22 protein-coding genes and 1 pseudogene are annotated in these 17,397 nt (G+C 40.3%); 14 read left to right on the plus strand and 9 right to left on the minus strand.

Features of this window, described 5'->3' with window-relative positions:
* Positions 1-94: 94 nt before the first annotated feature.
* The 3 genes from namA to proC form a co-directional block, all read right to left on the minus strand.
* Positions 95-1,111 (minus strand): NADPH dehydrogenase NamA, encoded by a 1,017-nt coding sequence (gene namA, locus COE25_RS04650; RefSeq protein ID WP_098931514.1) that lies wholly within the window; start codon positions 1,109-1,111, stop codon positions 95-97.
* A gap of 80 nt (positions 1,112-1,191) precedes the next feature.
* Positions 1,192-2,331 (minus strand): glycosyltransferase family 2 protein, encoded by a 1,140-nt coding sequence (locus COE25_RS04655; protein WP_098931516.1) that lies wholly within the window; start codon positions 2,329-2,331, stop codon positions 1,192-1,194.
* A 59-nt stretch (positions 2,332-2,390) separates the two neighbouring features.
* Positions 2,391-3,236: a pyrroline-5-carboxylate reductase gene (gene proC / locus COE25_RS04660; protein ID WP_098931518.1), complete on the minus strand. Its 846-nt coding sequence runs from the start codon at positions 3,234-3,236 to the stop codon at positions 2,391-2,393.
* 483 nt (positions 3,237-3,719) lie between these two features.
* Here proC and COE25_RS04665 point away from each other — a divergent pair, with 483 nt between their 5' ends.
* Together COE25_RS04665 and COE25_RS04670 are read left to right on the plus strand one after the other, a co-directional pair.
* A complete protein-coding gene (locus COE25_RS04665) occupies positions 3,720-4,682 on the plus strand; it encodes an MBL fold metallo-hydrolase (protein WP_098931520.1) in 963 nt (320 codons plus the stop codon).
* Positions 4,683-4,712: 30 nt separating this feature from the next.
* Positions 4,713-5,510: an SDR family NAD(P)-dependent oxidoreductase gene (locus COE25_RS04670; protein ID WP_098931522.1), complete on the plus strand. Its 798-nt coding sequence runs from the start codon at positions 4,713-4,715 to the stop codon at positions 5,508-5,510.
* A gap of 333 nt (positions 5,511-5,843) precedes the next feature.
* Here the strand turns inward: COE25_RS04670 and COE25_RS04675 are convergent, their stop codons facing one another.
* Entirely contained in the window at positions 5,844-6,035 is a 192-nt protein-coding gene (locus COE25_RS04675) for a YqzH family protein (protein WP_088088878.1), read from the minus strand.
* Positions 6,036-6,193: 158 nt separating this feature from the next.
* Between COE25_RS04675 and COE25_RS04680 the strand changes: the two genes are divergently transcribed.
* From COE25_RS04680 to COE25_RS04690, 3 genes are all read left to right on the plus strand, one after another.
* Positions 6,194-7,453, plus strand: coding sequence for a Y-family DNA polymerase (locus COE25_RS04680; RefSeq protein ID WP_088088877.1), 1,260 nt, complete (start codon positions 6,194-6,196; stop codon positions 7,451-7,453).
* Positions 7,454-7,537: 84 nt separating this feature from the next.
* Positions 7,538-7,873, plus strand: a complete 336-nt coding sequence (locus COE25_RS04685) for a YolD-like family protein (RefSeq protein ID WP_088088876.1) — start codon at positions 7,538-7,540, stop codon at positions 7,871-7,873.
* Between the two features lie 77 nt (positions 7,874-7,950).
* Positions 7,951-8,283: an iron-sulfur cluster biosynthesis family protein gene (locus COE25_RS04690; protein ID WP_088088875.1), complete on the plus strand. Its 333-nt coding sequence runs from the start codon at positions 7,951-7,953 to the stop codon at positions 8,281-8,283.
* A gap of 21 nt (positions 8,284-8,304) precedes the next feature.
* Here COE25_RS04690 and COE25_RS04695 read toward each other — a convergent pair whose 3' ends face one another.
* The 3 genes and pseudogenes from COE25_RS04695 to COE25_RS31355 all read right to left on the minus strand — a co-directional run.
* Positions 8,305-9,225: an alpha/beta hydrolase gene (locus COE25_RS04695; protein ID WP_088090535.1), complete on the minus strand. Its 921-nt coding sequence runs from the start codon at positions 9,223-9,225 to the stop codon at positions 8,305-8,307.
* A 133-nt stretch (positions 9,226-9,358) separates the two neighbouring features.
* Positions 9,359-9,499 carry a hypothetical protein gene (locus COE25_RS30520; protein WP_168244984.1) on the minus strand — a complete coding sequence of 47 codons (141 nt, stop codon included), beginning with the start codon at positions 9,497-9,499 and terminating at the stop codon, positions 9,359-9,361.
* Positions 9,500-9,605: 106 nt separating this feature from the next.
* Positions 9,606-9,710, minus strand: a pseudogene (locus tag COE25_RS31355) (hydroxymethylglutaryl-CoA lyase); the annotation flags it as partial.
* Positions 9,711-9,860: 150 nt separating this feature from the next.
* On the opposite strand from COE25_RS31355, the gene COE25_RS04700 reads away from it, so the two are divergent.
* From COE25_RS04700 to COE25_RS04710, 3 genes are all read left to right on the plus strand, one after another.
* The gene (locus COE25_RS04700; RefSeq protein ID WP_098931524.1) at positions 9,861-10,550 is read left to right on the plus strand and encodes a CoA transferase subunit A; all 690 of its coding nucleotides are present in this window, start codon (positions 9,861-9,863) and stop codon (positions 10,548-10,550) included.
* A 24-nt stretch (positions 10,551-10,574) separates the two neighbouring features.
* Positions 10,575-11,243 carry a 3-oxoacid CoA-transferase subunit B gene (locus COE25_RS04705; protein ID WP_088088873.1) on the plus strand — a complete coding sequence of 223 codons (669 nt, stop codon included), beginning with the start codon at positions 10,575-10,577 and terminating at the stop codon, positions 11,241-11,243.
* A 114-nt stretch (positions 11,244-11,357) separates the two neighbouring features.
* A complete protein-coding gene (locus COE25_RS04710; protein WP_088088872.1) occupies positions 11,358-11,612 on the plus strand; it encodes a YqkE family protein in 255 nt (84 codons plus the stop codon).
* 38 nt (positions 11,613-11,650) lie between these two features.
* Here COE25_RS04710 and COE25_RS04715 read toward each other — a convergent pair whose 3' ends face one another.
* Both COE25_RS04715 and mciZ read right to left on the minus strand, forming a co-directional pair.
* Positions 11,651-12,562: an aldo/keto reductase gene (locus COE25_RS04715; RefSeq protein ID WP_098931526.1), complete on the minus strand. Its 912-nt coding sequence runs from the start codon at positions 12,560-12,562 to the stop codon at positions 11,651-11,653.
* A 63-nt stretch (positions 12,563-12,625) separates the two neighbouring features.
* Positions 12,626-12,757 carry a Z-ring formation inhibitor MciZ gene (gene mciZ, locus COE25_RS04720; protein ID WP_088088870.1) on the minus strand — a complete coding sequence of 44 codons (132 nt, stop codon included), beginning with the start codon at positions 12,755-12,757 and terminating at the stop codon, positions 12,626-12,628.
* A 71-nt stretch (positions 12,758-12,828) separates the two neighbouring features.
* Here mciZ and COE25_RS04725 point away from each other — a divergent pair, with 71 nt between their 5' ends.
* The 6 genes from COE25_RS04725 (at position 12,829) to xerD (ending at position 17,237) form a co-directional block, all read left to right on the plus strand.
* On the plus strand, positions 12,829-13,383 hold the full coding sequence (locus COE25_RS04725; RefSeq protein ID WP_088088869.1) for an NUDIX hydrolase: 555 nt from the start codon (positions 12,829-12,831) through the stop codon (positions 13,381-13,383).
* Complete coding sequence (locus COE25_RS04730; RefSeq protein WP_098931528.1) at positions 13,380-14,543, plus strand: endonuclease Q family protein; 1,164 nt, start codon at positions 13,380-13,382, stop codon at positions 14,541-14,543. The genes COE25_RS04725 and COE25_RS04730 overlap by 4 nt, the downstream gene beginning before the upstream one ends.
* Before the next feature lie 128 nt (positions 14,544-14,671).
* A complete protein-coding gene (spoIIM, locus tag COE25_RS04735) occupies positions 14,672-15,319 on the plus strand; it encodes a stage II sporulation protein M (protein ID WP_088088867.1) in 648 nt (215 codons plus the stop codon).
* A 118-nt stretch (positions 15,320-15,437) separates the two neighbouring features.
* Positions 15,438-15,902 carry a ferric iron uptake transcriptional regulator gene (gene fur, locus COE25_RS04740; protein WP_088088866.1) on the plus strand — a complete coding sequence of 155 codons (465 nt, stop codon included), beginning with the start codon at positions 15,438-15,440 and terminating at the stop codon, positions 15,900-15,902.
* A 214-nt stretch (positions 15,903-16,116) separates the two neighbouring features.
* A complete protein-coding gene (locus tag COE25_RS04745; protein WP_088088865.1) occupies positions 16,117-16,344 on the plus strand; it encodes a YqzK family protein in 228 nt (75 codons plus the stop codon).
* A gap of 5 nt (positions 16,345-16,349) precedes the next feature.
* Entirely contained in the window at positions 16,350-17,237 is an 888-nt protein-coding gene (gene xerD, locus COE25_RS04750) for a site-specific tyrosine recombinase XerD (RefSeq protein WP_098931530.1), read from the plus strand.
* The last annotated feature ends 160 nt before the right edge of the window (positions 17,238-17,397 follow it).

Raw genomic sequence — 17,397 nt, forward strand, 5'->3', positions numbered from 1 at the left:
AATAAAATAGATGTATTCGCAAATAAAATAAATACCCTGCTGATGATAAACATAAGAAGAGGATGTCCATTTTAGTAGACACCCTCTTTTTGATTTATAACCAGCCGCGCTCGTATTGTTTGGGGCCCTCAATTGGAACCCCTAATTCTTTTGCTGCTGTCCGGGCCCAATATGGGTCGCGAAGTAATTCACGAGCTAGGAAGACTAAATCAGCTCTGTCATTTTGTAAAATTTCCTCGGCCTGGATTCCGGAAGTGATTAATCCTACCGCACCTGTTGAGATATCGGCGCCAGTCTTGATGGTCTCTGAGAATTTCACTTGATATCCAGGATAAACGTGAATATGGGCGGGTACAACGGCACCTGAGCTAACATCAATTAAATCAACACCTTGTTCTTTCATCCATTGGGCGAACGTGATGTAATCTTCAGCGGTTAATCCTTCTGCGTGGTAATCATGTGCAGATACTCTCACAAATAATGGGCCTTCCCAAACGGTTTTCACTGCATCAATCACTTCTCGGAGGATTCGGTAGCGGTTTTCAGCCGAACCGCCGTATCCATCGGTCCTTTTATTGGCAAGTGGTGAAAGGAATTCATTGATAAGATACCCATGAGCACCATGGATTTCAATCACATCGAAACCTGCTTTTGCTGCACGCTCCGCGCCTTTTTTAAATGCTACTACTGTTTCTTCAATATCCGTTTTGGACATTTCCTTTGGTGTTTTCATGTTTTCATTAAAAGCAAGTGCAGAAGGGGCAAGAATTTCACCTTCTAATACGGCTTTTCTGCCGGCATGAGCGAGTTGAATCCCAGTCTTGGCACCATGCTCCTTCATAAGACCAACAAGCTCAGAAAAGCCCTCTATATGCTCATCGCTCCAGATTCCTAAATCTCTAGGGGATATCCTGCCTTGAGGTGTTACTGATGTTGCTTCAACTATAATTAGACCAACCTGACCGACCGCCCTGCTTGTGTAGTGGGTCCGATGCCAGTTTTGAACATGGCCATCTTCATGACTGGAATACATGCACATCGGTGACATCACTATTCGATTTTTAAGTGTAACACCCTTTATTGTATAGGGTGAAAATAGTTTTACTGCCATTTCAGAAGCCTCCTGAATTCAATCTAAATTATCCTTTTCTAGTATAGCAAAAGGATCTTTTTAATGAAAAAATCAAGCTTCTAATCTTTTTCTCGCAGTTCACTTAACCGATAGGTGGTCCCCCTCCATACAATTCCTCCGCGCTTAAAGGTTAAGAGGCTCGCCCGAATAATCGAATAAATAAACAGTAAGGCAGTGATTGGAAAGACCAAAAACATCATAGGGGAGAATAAGGTTAATTTTTTTATGACAACCACATAAAGAATTCCGCAAAGAACAATATTTCCGAAGCTTAATAGGGCAACAGTTGTATTCCCTGAAAAAATCATCACAAAGGGCAGAACGTTGGTGATAAAAACCCCGAGGATCGCAAAGATCACCATGCTGATACGATAGTGCAATCCGGCAAATGTATTTTTCTCTAGTCCAACTAATGCTTCTTTTATATTTCCATACCATTCCACTTCGATTAGATGAAGTGCAGTCACAATTCTTTGGCGGTAGCCTGCTTTTTTCATTTTCATCCCAAGTTGCAGGTCATCATCCGGCCGCATTTTTATCTTCTCATGTGTTCCAAACGATTCATAAGATTTTTTTAAAACAAGAATAAACGCACCAATCCCTGTTCCGATTTTTGATTTTGGGTTATTTGCCAACCAAGGACGTTTAAAATAAGAAAAACCAAACAGGAAAAAGGCAACAAATGATTTTAACCAAAATCGGTTAGCACTTAAGTTTGGTGCAGCGGTCAGATGGTCAAGCTTGTGTCTTTCAAAATAGTGGAGCGCTTTTGCGAAGGCTTGCTTTTCAAATTTTACGTCAGCATCGGTAAACAATAGCCATTTCCCTGAAGCTTGAAGTGCGCCCGTGTACAAGGCGTTATTCTTCCCAAGCCAGCCCTCAGGCAATTGATTAACATGGAGGACTTTTAGGCGCGGGTCTATTTTTGTTAATTCTTCCATGATGGTTCCAGTCATGTCAGTTGACCGATCATTGACAAGTATCCATTCCACATTTTTGTAGGTTTGCTCCAGCTGACTCAGGATACTTGCTTCGATTTGTTTTTCCTCATTACGGGCGGCAACTACTACAGATAATAGCGGTCCAAGCTCCATGCCTTCTTCTTTTTCCAGCGGATCTATTTTTCGTAAACCAATTAGTCCGTCTAAAAGAAAAATAGTCCAGACTAGCATACCTAAAGAAAATAAGATCGTTAGCATCCACGACACTTCCCTAGCCTTTTTTTACTAGTGTAATGTAAACAAGGCAAAAGTCCAATTTAGGAAGGTTGGTCTGCAGTCTGAAGCCTAGAACTTAATTCTTCCCCCATTTTTTTGGATTGCGCAGTTGCTGCTTTAATGCATGAAATAAATGCTTGCTGGACCCCGTGTTCTTCAAGAACTCTAATGCCAGCTTCTGTTGTTCCGCCTGGGCTTGTTACTTCCATACGCAGTTGAGTAGATGATTTGCTTGATTTTTTCACCATCTCTGCTGCCCCAAGTAATGTTTGGACAATTAGTTCACTGGCCATTTCTTTGTCTAGTCCTACTTCCACTGCACTTTTTTCCATGGCTTCGATAAGATAATAAATATAGGCTGGCCCACTTCCTGATAGCCCCGTAACGGCATCTAACTGCTCTTCTTCTACAAAAGAAGCCAAGCCAACTGTTCCAAACAAGTTCTTGGTTGTTTCTAACTGCTGCTCGGTAACACGTTGATTCACGGCAACAGCGGTGGCCGATTTTCCAACAGCAGCCGAAGTGTTTGGCATCGACCGTACAATCGCAAGTGGTAATTTTGCCAATGTTTCAATTGTCATCATGGAAACACCAGCTAAGACTGAGACGACGAGCATTTGTCCCGTTAAGTGTTCACGAATGGATTGGACGGCTGTCGCGACATCCTTTGGTTTCATTGCTAACATCACAATGTCCGCTTGATCAAACAGTTCATTCAAATTATAAGTCGTTCGAATACCATAACGAGTTTCTAAATTAGTTAATCTTTCTTGATTAGAATTGTTTGTAATCCAGATATTTTTTTTATTAATTAGCCCATTTTCAAGAATTCCTGAAATGAATGCTTCAGCCATCGATCCTGCACCAATAATTGCTATTTTTTTCATTAATATTCCTCCATTTCGATTCTTAAAAAAACAAAAAGACCCCTCATCCGTAAAGGACGAAAGGTCTAGCTTCCGTGGTACCACCTTCATTTACCCTTGCTTAAATTGCAAGAAGGGTTCACTCGACTCCGATAACGCCGGATATGCGTTAGGTTTTCCTAAGTGCTCCTAAGGTAGGTTCAATGATTAAGAGGGCGGTGAAGTCTTTCAGCCGTCGAACTTCACTCTCTTTCGCCATTTCTCATTTACTGGCCTTATTCATCGCTTTAACGAATCAAATTTTACTAGATTATGCAAGATAAACAACCCATCTGTCAATAGATAAATTTATTGAATTTTTTATTTTTTCTAAAAAATTATGCAGAAATAATGACAATTGGTTAAAAAGTCGCTACACTTTAGTATATATAATAAATGTCACATAATGTTCATATCTATATCGTTGAGTTCTTTATTCGACAATAATGTTAAGGGGATTTAGTAATGACAAAATGGAAAGACGGAATAGCCAAAATTACGGTGCCGACTCCTTTTGCGGTCGGAGATGTCAATGTCTATTTGATTAAAGGCGAGCGATTAACGCTTGTAGATGCGGGCGTAAAAACGGAACAGTCCTGGATGTCACTGAAGGAGAAAATGGGGGATTTAGGCTTAAGTCCTGCTGATATTGAGCAGGTGATTCTAACACATCATCACCCCGATCATGTTGGGATGCTTGATTTTTTTCCGGATTCGTTAGAAGTATATGGTCATTATTTGAATGAACGATGGATTCACCAAACAGAAGCTTTTTTTCAAGAACAAGAGGAATTCTTCCGTGTGCATTTTCTAGAATTCGGGTTGCCCGAGGAATATTTTTCTTTACTTTCTAAGTTAAGAAAAACATTGAAATATTCATGTAACCGGTCACTAACTGGACATCTTGTTGAGGGAATGAGACCTCTTGGGCTAAGTGAGTGGCAGGTCATTGAAACACCGGGTCATGCTCAAAGTCAAATTGCGCTTTTCCGGGAAAAGGATGGAATTTTGATTGGCGGAGATTTAATCTTAGCGCACATTTCACCAAATCCATTGCTCGAGCCGCCAGCCCCTGGTGAAACAGAAAGACCGAAACCGCAGTTGCAACATAATGACTCCATGAAGAAGCTGCTATTGTATCCGGTTCAATGTGTCTACACTGGTCACGGCGAGGAAGTCTACCAGTTAGCAGAGTTGATTGAAAAACGTTTGATACGCCAACACGAGCGGGCAATGACGGTTCATAGCTGGTTAAAAGAAGAGCAGCTCACCGTTTTTGAAATCTGTAAACGCCTGTTTCCGTCTGTTTATCAGCGCGAACTGATGCTGACAATTTCGGAAACCGTCGCACAACTTGACTATTTATCATCTATCGGGGAGATTATTAGTAAGAATACTAAGCCCGTGTTTTATCAAGCTAAGCAATAAGCATTGGGTCAACTCAGATGAGGTGTAGAAATGGTTAGGGAACATTTAAAAGGTAAAAATATCGTGATTACGGGTGCCTCCGGAGGAATTGGAGCGGAAATCGCCAAGCTTTGTGCGGCAAGCGGTGCCAATCTTGTTCTGCTTGCACGAAGCATTGGCAAGCTCGAGCAGCTGCAAACGGTACTACAGCAAAAGTATCAAGTAAAAGTGGATGTTTTCAAGCTGGATGTCTCGGATACAGCTCAGGTGCAGGAGGTTTTTCAACGGATTTTCGATAGAATCGGAGAGATTGATATCCTTGTCAATAATGCCGGCTTTGGAATTTTCCGGGAAGCCCATTTGGCAACAATAGATGAAATCAAGGGAATGTTTGATGTCAATGTCGTCGGGCTTATGGCCTGCACAAGCATGGTGTTGCCGAAAATGCGGGAACGGCGTTTTGGTCATATTATCAATATTGCTTCACAGGCTGGTAAGATTGCCACGCCCAAATCGAGTGTATATTCAGCCTCTAAGCATGCCGTGCTTGGATACACAAACTCACTGCGAATGGAGCTTTCCGATTATAATGTACAAGTGACTTCGGTGAACCCTGGGCCAATTGCCACTGATTTTTTTAATATAGCCGATGAACAAGGCACGTATGTTAAAAATGTGCAGAGATTTATGCTCAAGCCCGAGTACGTCGCTCAGAAGATCGTTGACAGCATGCTGACGAAAACAAGGGAGATTAATTTGCCGCGCTGGATGAATATGGGAAGCGTTGTGTACGTCCTCTTCCCGCGGCTGTTTGAGCGCCTTGGCAAGCGTGCATTTAATCAGAAATAGTTTATAAGTTAATTAGGCCTCTTTTTTAGAGGCTTTTTGTTTTTTGCTGTCATCCTGTTAAAAACTCATAAACTGAATCATTGACAACCTCATATTTAAGTTTATTGAAGAAGAACTACGTTGGACGGCCTCTCTATTTAACGGTTGAATGGAAATTTTTGCCGATTTATTTCAAAGGTAATCATAACCATACTCTTTGTCTTGGCACTGATATCACGAAAAGAAAATTTTTCAGAATAGTATTGAACATATTGGTTTCTCCAACAATTAATCAAGAAAGTTTGGTCCATCACGACCGCACTGTGAATTTTTCACTAGTGCGGTTTTTTTGTATCACTCTGCTAAATACTCATATACCGTATCATTCACAATCTCGTATAAATCTGCAGTTGGTTCCTCTGCTTTCGTTTGAAGGATTTGATTGCTTAGCTTCTCCAAATCGTTGTCTCCAATAGGCATTGTCCCCGTCTCATAATACTGTTTAAAACAATTTTTGATCATCTTAGCCACCAATTTTTTATCCATAAACATGCACCTCACTATCCATTATACTATGTTTTCCTCGACTTCCATAAAAGAACGGTGTCAAAAAATTTCCATTGAACACGAACACATATTCGCTTATGATAATGAATATAATAAAAAGGAACGAATGTTCGATATTCTGATTGTGAGGGAATGCCATGGTGGATTACAGCGCACTGCCGCAAAATAAAATTTTATGTGTGGACATGAAGAGCTTTTATGCCAGCTGTTCAGCTGTTATGTGGGGCCTTGACCCTATGGAGTGTTATTTAGCGGTGGTTGGTCAAAAAGAGCGGCAGGGAAGTATCGTCCTTGCTGCTTCGCCGCGTATGAAAAAAGAATTTGGCATCAAAACGGGTTCCCGGATGTTTGAGATTCCACAAGACCCCAGGATTCAAATTGTTGAGCCAAAAATGGCAACGTATTTGCGGATTGCTACCGAAATTTCTCGTGTCTTTAACCGCTATGTTCCAAAAGAAGCGATTCATGTCTATAGCGTCGATGAAAGCTTTATTAAAGTCGATGGTGCCATTCATTTGTGGGGGGATGCTCACACGATTGCCAAAAAAATAAGGGATGATATTGAGCGGGAGTTTCAACTGCCGTGTGCCGTTGGAATTGGCCCTAACATGTTACTGGCAAAGCTATGTCTTGATCTTGATGCCAAGAAAAGCGGAGTGGCCGAGTGGACATATGAAGATGTTCAGACAAAGCTCTGGAATGTGTCACCGCTCAGGGAAATGTGGGGGATCGGCAGACGTGTCGAAAAAACATTAAATGGGATGGGCATTTTTACTGTCGGTCAGCTAGCCCGTTATGATTTAGAAAAGCTGGAAAAGAAATTTGGTATCATGGGAAACCAGCTTTATCATCATGCCTGGGGAGTTGACCTTTCTGATTTGGGTGCACCGCTTATCCAAGGACAAATCAGCTTTGGAAAAAGTCAAATTCTGTTAAGGGACTATAAAGAGGAAGCGGAAATTAAGACGGTCATTTTAGAAATGTGTGAGGAAGTAGCAAGGCGGGCAAGGACGCATCGAAAAGCAGGGAGAACGATAAGTCTCGGAGTCGGCTACAGCCAGGATGAATTTGGCGGCGGTTTTCATCGCTCTAGAAGCATTGGCCAGCCAACGAATGTGACGATGGAACTTTACCGTGTGTGTCTGGAATTATTTCATGAGCATTACACCGGGAAGACGGTACGACAGATTTCGATTGCCATCAGTAATATTGTTGATGACCGTGAGCTGCAGCTTGATCTTTTCGACATGGGTGCATATAAGAGGCGAGAGCTCGGCTATGTGGTGGATACGGTTCGCAGACGCTTTGGTTCAGGTTCCTTGTTGCGCGCGGTTTCATATACGGCTGCTGGAACGGCTAAGCATCGGGCTACACTTGTTGGTGGACATAAAAGATAAATGCGGAAGTGCCCGTTTAGCGGCGTTAAAACTAGACCGTAGTCAAATAATTAAGGCTGAATACTGAGAAAGAAGGAGAGGCGGATGATTCGCGACCGTGGAAGGATCAAATGGACGTCGATGATGCTTCCTGAGCATGTGAAATTGCTCAGGGATTGGGTGAAAGAAGATCGGTACGAACAGAAACGAGAAATGGATGAACAGCATCTGGAGCTCATGAACGGGATCTTGTCCGAAGCGATTGAATATGATCAGTACGTGACGATCACCCATTATCGGAATCGGAACTATGAAATCGTGATTGGCAAAATCCATTACTGGGATGAACTGACGCAAAGGCTTCATGTGATAGATCGCTTTGATGAGGTGCACCGGATTCCGATGGATGCTATTGCTGACATTCGGATGACGGAGATCTAAATCTATGAGCAAAGATGAATCAACCTCTCGTAACATGTGGTACAATCACCATATGCTAAATGAGAGGGGCAATAAACTTGGAGATAACTATTACTGCAGAGGCAGCTAACAAAATAAATGAGCGAATTGACGGTCGAGAAGGCTACTTAAAGCTAAAATACGATACAGACGGCTGTGGCTGTGCCGTAAACGGGGTAGTGGCTTTGTGGTTTATACCAGAATTAGATAATGATGATATAGCTATTGAAACAAATGACCGGACGGTTTATGCAGAAAAATCAAAAATGGTCTTTTTCGATGAGCAAATGAAAATTGACTTTTCTAAAGCGTGCAATTGCTTTCAACTAAAGAGTCCGCAACAAATCCTAAATGGCCGTATGAGCCTTATAATTAAAGAAAAAACAGACTGATCCATGATGGATAGTCTGTTTTTAGCTTGGCAATGGATGATCAACATATTTTTGTAAAAATTCATCAATCACCCGTTCGTAATCAGCCCGGTTTTCATTAAAGGACTGGGCATGTCGGCCGTTAGCCGCTAAAAAAAGCATTTTAGGACCCTTTTTATGCTCAAATAAATCCTTTGTCATGGTAGGAAGGATAAAATCATCCTTTTGGCTGTGAATGAACAAAATCGGATGTTTGATATTTTCAATGACCGAAATTGGGGAAACATTTCGGATCGAATATTTGTCCCGAAGGCGTAAAAGGGCATCCCCAAGCGGTAGCAAAAGACCAGGGATGAGCTTGAAATCCTTTTTAATCAAATAAGCCAACTGCTCCTTAAAATCAGAAAATGGGCAATCGGCAATATAAAAATCTGCCCCATCCTCAAGGAGTCCAGCATATAACAGCATGGTAGCTGCGCCCATCGATTCGCCGTGAATTCCCAGTTCAAGTTGAGGTCCTTTTTCTTTTTTGAGCCAATCGACGACTGTCTTCAAATCAAATTTTTCATAATGACCAAAACTAGTTGTTTTGCCGCCAGATTCCCCGTGACGACGATGGTCATAAATTAACGTATTAAACCCACGCTCTAAGAACATATTTGCATATTTAATGGAATTAATTTTCGTTTCGGTCACACCATGAGAAATAATGATATAGCGGTTGGTCTGGTGCGGTTCTACGAGCTGGGCTTTAATCGTGTATCCAAAAGGCGAAGAAATATCAACCTCCCGTTTTGGGAGAGAATCAAATTCATCGGGATTATACCGGCCAGCTTCTTTTTCACGCCTTAAAATTAATTCCTCATCCTTCTTTTTCATATACATGAGACGGTTTGTAAAATACAAACCAAGAGATAACCAGAAAAACAACAAGACAAACAAAGTTCGAAATGCCTTCCTCACCATTGGCACCTCCTGCAAGAATTAATATAACATATGTAAAATAAGTACCAAGCGCCCATAAATTACCCATTTTAATTTTAACACAAAGAAAACCGCTGACACCAATGAGCGGTTTCCGAGTTTACAGAATGATTTACTGCTCTGCGTTTTGTCTTTTGGTAGGATGAATGGCTTTTTCGATTTCTTCAGCGGCAATCACCCGCTTGCCTCCACCTGCTGTGTCTGCATAGTTTTTTCCCTTTTGGCTGGACCCTTTATCACGCTTTTGGCTCAAAATAATCAGCCTCCCTTCAAGCTAGTCTCAATTAATAAGATGCATTAGTAGAAGATTGATTATTCATGAAAAATTTAATTTAGACAGTTTGGCATGAAGACGGTAATAATAAATTGTTTTTTTTGTCAGTAGGTACGAATAACCTCTCATTTTGCAGCCCATCAAGTGGGCCAACCTCGATAATTGAAACCTTTTTAGGTAAATTTAGGATTCATTTTCCCCCTCTGATAATCATACTTTCATTGTAGTGGGGTTAATTTTAAAAAAGCAAGAATAATAGAAATTTTGACAAAATAAGAGGATTTTCTGTGATTTTGAGAGAAATAGTAAAGGGAAAATGGGGATAAGGGGAGAAAACAGGATGAAAAAAATATGTACATCCTTCCAGGATGCAGTTGCCGGTATTCATGATGGGGCTACATTAATGGTTGGTGGGTTTGGTTTGTGCGGCATACCGGAAAACCTGATACTTGCATTGGCAGAAAAAGGCGTAAAGGATTTAACAGTTATTTCAAATAACTGCGGGATTGATGAGTGGGGTTTAGGACTTCTTTTAAATAATAAACAAATCAAGAAAATGATTGGCTCCTATGTCGGGGAGAATAAAGAGTTTGAGAGACAGGTATTAACAGGCGAACTCGAAGTAGAATTGACGCCTCAAGGCACATTGGCTGAAAAAATCAGGGCAGGTGGGGCTGGGATCCCAGCATTTTTTACACCTGCTGGGGTAGGAACACCGATTGCAGAGGGGAAAAAAACAAAGATTTTTAACGGGAGAGAATACCTTTTGGAAGAGGCACTAACTGCCGACTTTAGTCTTGTTAGGGCATGGAAGGGCGACAAAATGGGAAATCTCGTTTATCACAAAACAGCGCGAAACTTCAATCCGATGATTGCAGCTGCTGGAAAAGTAACGATTGCTGAAGTGGAAACACTTTATGAAATTGGCGAATTAGATGCTAATTTTATTCATACCCCTAGTATCTATGTACAAACAATTATCGAAGGAACACAGGAAAAACGGATTGAGAGATTGACAGTGAGAAAATAGTGTTGGGAGAAGGGAGAGAGCGCAATGGTGAATGAAATTGTCTCCGTTAGAGAGAGAATTGCGATAAGGGCTGAGAAGGAAATAGAAGACGGATTTTATGTAAATCTAGGCATAGGTATGCCAACTCTAGTTGCTAATTTTATGTCAGCAAATAAACAGGTTGTCTTGCAGTCTGAAAATGGTCTTCTTGGCATCGGACCCTATCCAGGTGCGGATGAGGTGGACCCAGATTTAATCAATGCCGGTAAAGAGACCGTTACGGCAATTAGTGGTGCAGCCTATTTCGATAGCGCCGAATCGTTTGCGATGATTCGCGGCGGGCATGTCAACTTAGCGATACTCGGTGGAATGGAAGTATCTGAAACAGGTGACTTAGCTAACTGGATGATCCCTGGAAAGATGATAAAAGGAATGGGTGGTGCGATGGACCTTGTCCACGGAGCACAAAAAATAATTGTTATCATGGAGCATGTAAATAAAAAGGGTGAATCAAAAATATTGAAACAATGTACGCTTCCCTTAACAGGTAAAGGGGTAGTTAATCGAATTATTACCGAGCGTGCGGTCATGGATGTAACGGATTCTGGGCTAAGGCTCGTGGAAGTTGCTAAAGGGTATACGATTGAGGATGTTGTCAATTCTACTGAAGCCACATTGTATGTGGACGAAAACGTGGTACTTGAAGCTTATTAAAATAACAAGTAAGAGCAGGCTGATTATGATTAAGCATAGCCTGCTTTTTTATATAGGCGATGCTTGGTGACATGGTATAATATAAATGAAATTTTGATGATGGAGGCGTTTTGAATGAAAAAGCAATCTAAACAAAAAAATCAATCGAAACCCAAAAAAGATGATTCAGCGGTAACGCTTGGCGATATGATCAACCCAAATTTATTCAAGCAACTAAAAGAACAACAAGAACAGCTTAGAGCAGCAGAAGAAAAAAGAAAAGAAGACGAAGAGGTAAGAAAGAGAGAAGAAAGACGATTAAAAGAAAAAAACAAATCATTTGCAGAACTATTAAATGAGAGCGGCATGAACTGGAAGGAGTTTAAATAAAAACAATATAAAAAGGAGGGCGTACGAACGCTCTCCTTTTAACGATGTTCTTTATAAATGCCAGCCTTCGTTAACTCTCTAATTACTGAAACTTCTTCCTCAGAAAGCGGCTGACTTCTGACCGCTTTCGCATTACTCCTAATTTGTTCAGGACTACTAGCCCCGGCAACAACAGAGGCTACAACAGGATGGGCCAGATTATACTGTAGGGCTATCTCTGTAAAAGAGCGTGTGGCTGCTACCTTTTCCTTTAACAACGGCAAGACGTCATTCAACTCGGTTAAGCTGTAGTCTTGATACCCCTTCTCAGTTACCTTCTCAAGCATTTTATCACTTAAAAGACCTTTTGCGAGCGGTCCGCGGGTCACAACGCTAAGCCCATGTTCCTCTAGCAGTGGCAAGGCTTCTTCCTCAGGGCGGCGGTCTAAAATACTGTATTGCATCATTACTGATACGATACTGGCCTTTTTAACATATTCCCTTATAACATTTGGTCGAATTGATGAAATGCCATAGTAGCGAATATAACCTTCAGCTTTTAATTCTTCAAACGCTTCAATAGTTTCATCAATTGGATCATTGATTGTCCCGCCGTGTAGCTGATAAAGATCGATATAGTCGGTACCCAGTCGGTTAAGACTTTGTTTGACTTCTTCCTTTATATAGGACTTCGAAGGGTCCCATGACCATCCCTTCTGATCTTGACTCCAGCGATTCCCAACCTTTGTTGCAATAATGACGTTTTCACGGACTTCCTTCAATGCTATCCCAACTATTTTTTCATTTTCACCAAAATCATATAAATCGGCCGTATCGAAATAATTAATCCCCTCCTCAAGTGAGGCCTCAATAATTTTCCTTGCGGTTTTCTCCTCGGTTCCAATCGACATACAACCAAGCCCCAGTTCTGACACATATAAATCTGAATTTCCTAGTCTTCTCTTTTTCAAAAACTCACCCCGTCCTTTTCTACAATTTTATTAAAGAAAAGGACAGACTACAATCGAAAGACTTTATTTTTGATTCACCTTTTCAATCCATTCGGAAACGGTGAAATAATCTTTATTGTATTCTTTTAGTTTCTGAAGTATTTCCCATCCTTTTCCAACAAGAATGATTCCTTTATCATGAACGTACACCTTCATTCCATCCCCCTCCAAATAAAGTATGGTAAAATGTATGAGCAGATTAAAGGAATAGAACAGGAGTGACCCATATGAGCAATCTCGAAGAAAAAACACTTCATAGTGAAGAAATTTTCTCAGGAAAAGTAATCAGTCTTCATTTACAGGATGTACAGCTTCCGAACGGGAAACAATCGAAACGGGAGATCATTAAACATCCCGGGGCTGTCGCTATTTTAGCCATTACCGACAACAAGAAAGTAGTAATGGTTGAACAATACCGGAAAGCACTGGAACGAACCATTGTTGAAATTCCCGCCGGAAAGCTGGAAAAAGGGGAAGAGCCTGAGCTTTGTGCTCGCCGTGAACTGGAGGAAGAGACAGGCTATGAGTGCGAGAGCCTTGAATGGCTTACTTCTTTTTACACCTCGCCGGGATTTGCCGATGAAATCGTTCATGTCTATGTTGCGACAGGACTAAGCAAAAAAGAAAATGCAGCAGCACTTGATGAGGACGAGTTTGTTAATCTAGAGGAATTAACTCTGGAAGAAGCAGCTCAATATGTAAAAGAACAAAAAATATATGATGCTAAAACGATTTTTGCTGTTCAATACTTACAATTGCAAGAGGCGTTGAAAAATAAATGAATCGCTACTATGTAGATTTACATATACACATTGGACGTACCTGGACAGGGAAGCCGGTAAAAATCACCGGTGCCAAGTCTCTAACGTTTACGAATATCATTGAGCATGCACGACACGAAAAGGGACTTAATATGGTTGGGATCATCGATAGCCATTCGCCTGAAGTCATCCTTGAAATGGAAAGTCTTATCCAAAGTGGAGATGTAGTGGAACATCCGGACGGTGGGTTAGTGTTTGGTGATTTAACTGTTATTCCCGGTTCTGAATTGGAGATTTATGACGAACAATCTAACGGCCCAATCCACTTGCTTATGTTTTTTCCGAATCTTTCCGTGATGAGGGAGTTCTCATTCTGGCTGTCAGGTCACTTAAAAAATATTCAACTGAGCTCACAACGGATCTATGCAACGGGTCTTGTTTTGCAAAAAAAGGTAAAAGAATTAGGTGGAATCTTCATTCCTGCTCATGTTTTCACGCCTTTTAAAAGTTTATACGGGAAAGGTGTGAATCATTCACTTACTGAGGTATTGGACCCGGAATTGATTGACGCAATTGAGCTTGGATTAAGTTCTGATACGACTATGGCGGATCAAATAAAGGAATTACATGACTATACATTTGTTACGAATTCTGATGCCCATTCGCTTGCAAAAATAGCCCGTGAATACCAAGTCATTGCGATGAAGGAACCAACATTTTTAGAGTTGCAGAAAGCATTAAAGAAGGAAGATGGACGTAAAATTATAGCAAATTATGGTCTTGATCCATTGCTCGGTAAATACCATAAAACAGTTTGTGCAGAATGCCATCATCCTGCTGCTGATGAGGATCAAATATGTACGCAATGTGGAAATAAGAAAATTATTAAAGGTGTAGCTGACAGAATACTTGAACTGAAAACGGCTGAACAAGGTCCAGAAGACCGTCCGCCCTATATCCATCAAGTCCCGCTGGAGTTTATCCCTGGCTTAGGACCTCGCTTACTTGAGAAGCTGGTTGATCATTTTGGGAGTGAAATGGCGATTTTGCATGATGTACCATATGAAGGATTGAAAGAGGTTGTCCCGGAAAGAATCGCCGACCTTATCCTAAAAGCAAGAGCGGGTAAAGTAAATCTAGCAGCCGGCGGCGGTGGGAAATACGGAAAAATTTCAGACTAAAAAAAGATGAACCCCGGTAGCATAAAGCTATCGGGTTTTATTATGTAATCTATTAAAATGTGGGAATAGATATACTAGACTGGCATACAATGTATTAACTGAACTGAGAATAGTAGGAGGATACGCAAATGAAAAAACGATTGTACCAGTCCGATGCCGCTAGTTATTTCCGTGAGCATTCCTCAATTTTTTTGTTTATTGTTGTCTTATTTTTAATGGGAGTAATCTTTGGGGCAATTGTTGTAAACAGTATGAGCATTACTCAGAAGGAAGATTTATTCTACTATTTATCACAATTTTTTGGCCAAGTCTCGAGCGGAAAAGAAGCAGAAGACAATGATTTATTCCTGCAAAGCCTTTTCCATAATAGTAAGTTTATTGGGCTTATGTGGATACTAGGAATTTCAATCATCGGTCTTCCAGTGATTCTTATTCTGTTATTTATTAAAGGAATGGTAGTTGGGTTTACCGTGGGTTTTCTTGTCAGTCAAATGGGCTGGCAGGGCTTTATGCTCGCATTTGTTTCGATTTTGCCTCAGAATCTGATTATTATTCCCGTATTTATAATGATGGCAGCATTATCAGTGATTTTCTCACTTCGAATGATCAAAAAGCAGTTTATGAAAAAATATGCCCAGCCAATCCTTCCTTTTTTTAAAAGTTATATTTTAACCTTGATAGTAGCGGTAATATTTATAACTGCAGCATCTGGGATAGAGGCCTATCTTTCGCCTTGGTTAATGAAAACCATCATTAGTTCAACCGTTTTAAAATAATTATTATATAATACTTAATATAGATTATTGTTTATTGCAGTTTATAATAATTTTATTTTGATTCTCAATTGTCATCTGTTATAATGAGAATTAACAGTGGCGAGGGAGGGACTTCAGGATGGAAACTAGAATTGAAAGAATTAAGAAACAGTTGCATTCAGCAAGCTATAAACTAACACCTCAGCGTGAGGCAACCGTTCGAGTTTTATTGGAAAATGAAGAGGATCATTTAAGTGCGGAAGATGTATACCTCCTCGTGAAAGAAAAATCGCCTGAAATTGGTTTAGCAACTGTTTATCGGACGTTGGAATTATTAACGGAATTAAAAATTGTTGATAAAATAAATTTTGGGGATGGGGTTTCTCGCTATGACCTTCGCCAGGAAGGTGCAGCCCATTTTCATCATCATCTTGTTTGTATTGAATGTGGTGCCGTTGATGAAATTCAAGAGGATTTACTTGAAGATGTAGAAGCAGTTGTGGAACGCAAATGGAATTTTAAAATAAAAGATCATCGCCTCACTTTTCATGGGATCTGTTACCGATGCCAGGATAAAGATAAAGAGGACGAAAAAGCGGATTAACCAAAGAAAGCTCCTTGAAAAGGGCTTTTTTCTTTTTAGTAAAAGGCTATGTTAACGTCATTGTTGATTTTAGAGCCATGTTGATTGGAGCGGAAATCAACAGCCAAGTTTAACAGATTAAAAAAGAACTTCACCATATTACCAATGACTAGGTATAAAATTTATCTATTTTGGCATACATTTTACTAGATGATTGGAAATTGGGGGAAGCGGGATGATCTTATTTTTAAAAGCAGCATTAAAAACCTTAAAGGTCTTTATCATATTCACAGGGTGCACGATTCTTTTCTATTATGGTATTATGTTGGTAAATGAAGAATATCAAAATTATCATCGCTATGATGAACCGGAAGGAGCTGCGCTAAAAGTTTCGAACGCAGTGTATGAGGAGGATTCTTCCTTGTTAGATCGGCTGATGTTGTTTTATTTAAATGGGGAGTAAATGCGATGGACGAGCAAATAAAGGATTTTATGGATTATTTAACCGTTGAAAAAGGTTCAGCCAAAAACACAATTATGGCGTATGAGAGAGATTTAAAAAACTATCTTCATTATTTGATAAATGTCGAATCCGTCCATTCTTTAAATGATGTACAACGTGTACATATTGTCCACTTTTTAAGATTTCTAAAAGAACAGGGGAAATCCTCGAAAACATTGGCACGGCACATCGCCTCTGTCCGTGCATTTCATCAATTTTTATTAAGGGCCAAGGCAACAGATCAAGACCCATCTGTTCAAATAGAAACACCCAGACTTGAAAGATCACTGCCCAATGTATTGAGTTTACAAGAAGTAGAAATCCTGCTGGACGCACCTAATACACAAGATCATTTTGGAATAAGGGACAAGGCTATGCTTGAACTGCTATATGCTACAGGTATCCGTGTTAGTGAACTAATAGGTCTTGAGATTGATAATATTCAGTTAACGATGGGGTTTGTTCGTTGTACCGGGAATAAAGAACGAATTATTCCCATTGGACGTGCTGCAGCTGATGCCATAAAACATTACCTGGAAGATGGGAGACATCGGTTTACATCCGCAAAGCAACAAGATCATGCTTTGTTTTTAAACCATCAAGGAAAGCAGCTAACACGCCAAGGGTTTTGGAAAATATTGAAAAAGCTCGCTAGAGAAGCCGGAATAGATAAAGAACTAACACCACATACCCTTCGCCATTCTTTTGCAACGCATTTGTTAGAAAATGGTGCTGATTTACGAGCAGTCCAAGAAATGTTAGGTCATGCAGATATCTCTACCACACAAATATATACACATGTTTCAAAAACAAAGTTAAAAGACGTATATAGTAAATTTCATCCTCGAGCTTAATAGAATGAGAGTTCTATAAAAATCATATAATTGTCAAAAAGCTGCCTGAAATTCGGTGGCTTTTTCCTTGTAATTTCTAAAACATTTAGTACAATAGAGATGTCAGACTTCTGACGAATAGATTTAGATTAGTTTATAATACTAAACAAAAGAGGGTAAC

The organism is Bacillus sp. AFS031507 (genome assembly GCF_002584635.1).
Lineage (GTDB): Bacteria > Bacillota > Bacilli > Bacillales > Cytobacillaceae > Neobacillus.

Bases quoted from the DNA above. Each gene is read 5' to 3' on its own strand.
- namA (WP_098931514.1), bottom strand. From the start codon at position 1,111: ATGGCAGTAAAACTATTTTCACCCTATACAATAAAGGGTGTTACACTT.
- COE25_RS04655 (WP_098931516.1), bottom strand. From the start codon at position 2,331: ATGCTAACGATCTTATTTTCTTTAGGTATGCTAGTCTGGACTATTTTT.
- proC (WP_098931518.1), bottom strand. From the start codon at position 3,236: ATGAAAAAAATAGCAATTATTGGTGCAGGATCGATGGCTGAAGCATTC.
- COE25_RS04665 (WP_098931520.1), top strand. From the start codon at position 3,720: ATGACAAAATGGAAAGACGGAATAGCCAAAATTACGGTGCCGACTCCT.
- COE25_RS04670 (WP_098931522.1), top strand. From the start codon at position 4,713: ATGGTTAGGGAACATTTAAAAGGTAAAAATATCGTGATTACGGGTGCC.
- COE25_RS04675 (WP_088088878.1), bottom strand. From the start codon at position 6,035: ATGGATAAAAAATTGGTGGCTAAGATGATCAAAAATTGTTTTAAACAG.
- COE25_RS04680 (WP_088088877.1), top strand. From the start codon at position 6,194: ATGGTGGATTACAGCGCACTGCCGCAAAATAAAATTTTATGTGTGGAC.
- COE25_RS04685 (WP_088088876.1), top strand. From the start codon at position 7,538: ATGATTCGCGACCGTGGAAGGATCAAATGGACGTCGATGATGCTTCCT.
- COE25_RS04700 (WP_098931524.1), top strand. From the start codon at position 9,861: ATGAAAAAAATATGTACATCCTTCCAGGATGCAGTTGCCGGTATTCAT.
- COE25_RS04705 (WP_088088873.1), top strand. From the start codon at position 10,575: ATGGTGAATGAAATTGTCTCCGTTAGAGAGAGAATTGCGATAAGGGCT.
- COE25_RS04710 (WP_088088872.1), top strand. From the start codon at position 11,358: ATGAAAAAGCAATCTAAACAAAAAAATCAATCGAAACCCAAAAAAGAT.
- mciZ (WP_088088870.1), bottom strand. From the start codon at position 12,757: ATGAAGGTGTACGTTCATGATAAAGGAATCATTCTTGTTGGAAAAGGA.
- COE25_RS04725 (WP_088088869.1), top strand. From the start codon at position 12,829: ATGAGCAATCTCGAAGAAAAAACACTTCATAGTGAAGAAATTTTCTCA.
- COE25_RS04730 (WP_098931528.1), top strand. From the start codon at position 13,380: ATGAATCGCTACTATGTAGATTTACATATACACATTGGACGTACCTGG.
- spoIIM (WP_088088867.1), top strand. From the start codon at position 14,672: ATGAAAAAACGATTGTACCAGTCCGATGCCGCTAGTTATTTCCGTGAG.
- fur (WP_088088866.1), top strand. From the start codon at position 15,438: ATGGAAACTAGAATTGAAAGAATTAAGAAACAGTTGCATTCAGCAAGC.
- COE25_RS04745 (WP_088088865.1), top strand. From the start codon at position 16,117: ATGATCTTATTTTTAAAAGCAGCATTAAAAACCTTAAAGGTCTTTATC.
- xerD (WP_098931530.1), top strand. From the start codon at position 16,350: ATGGACGAGCAAATAAAGGATTTTATGGATTATTTAACCGTTGAAAAA.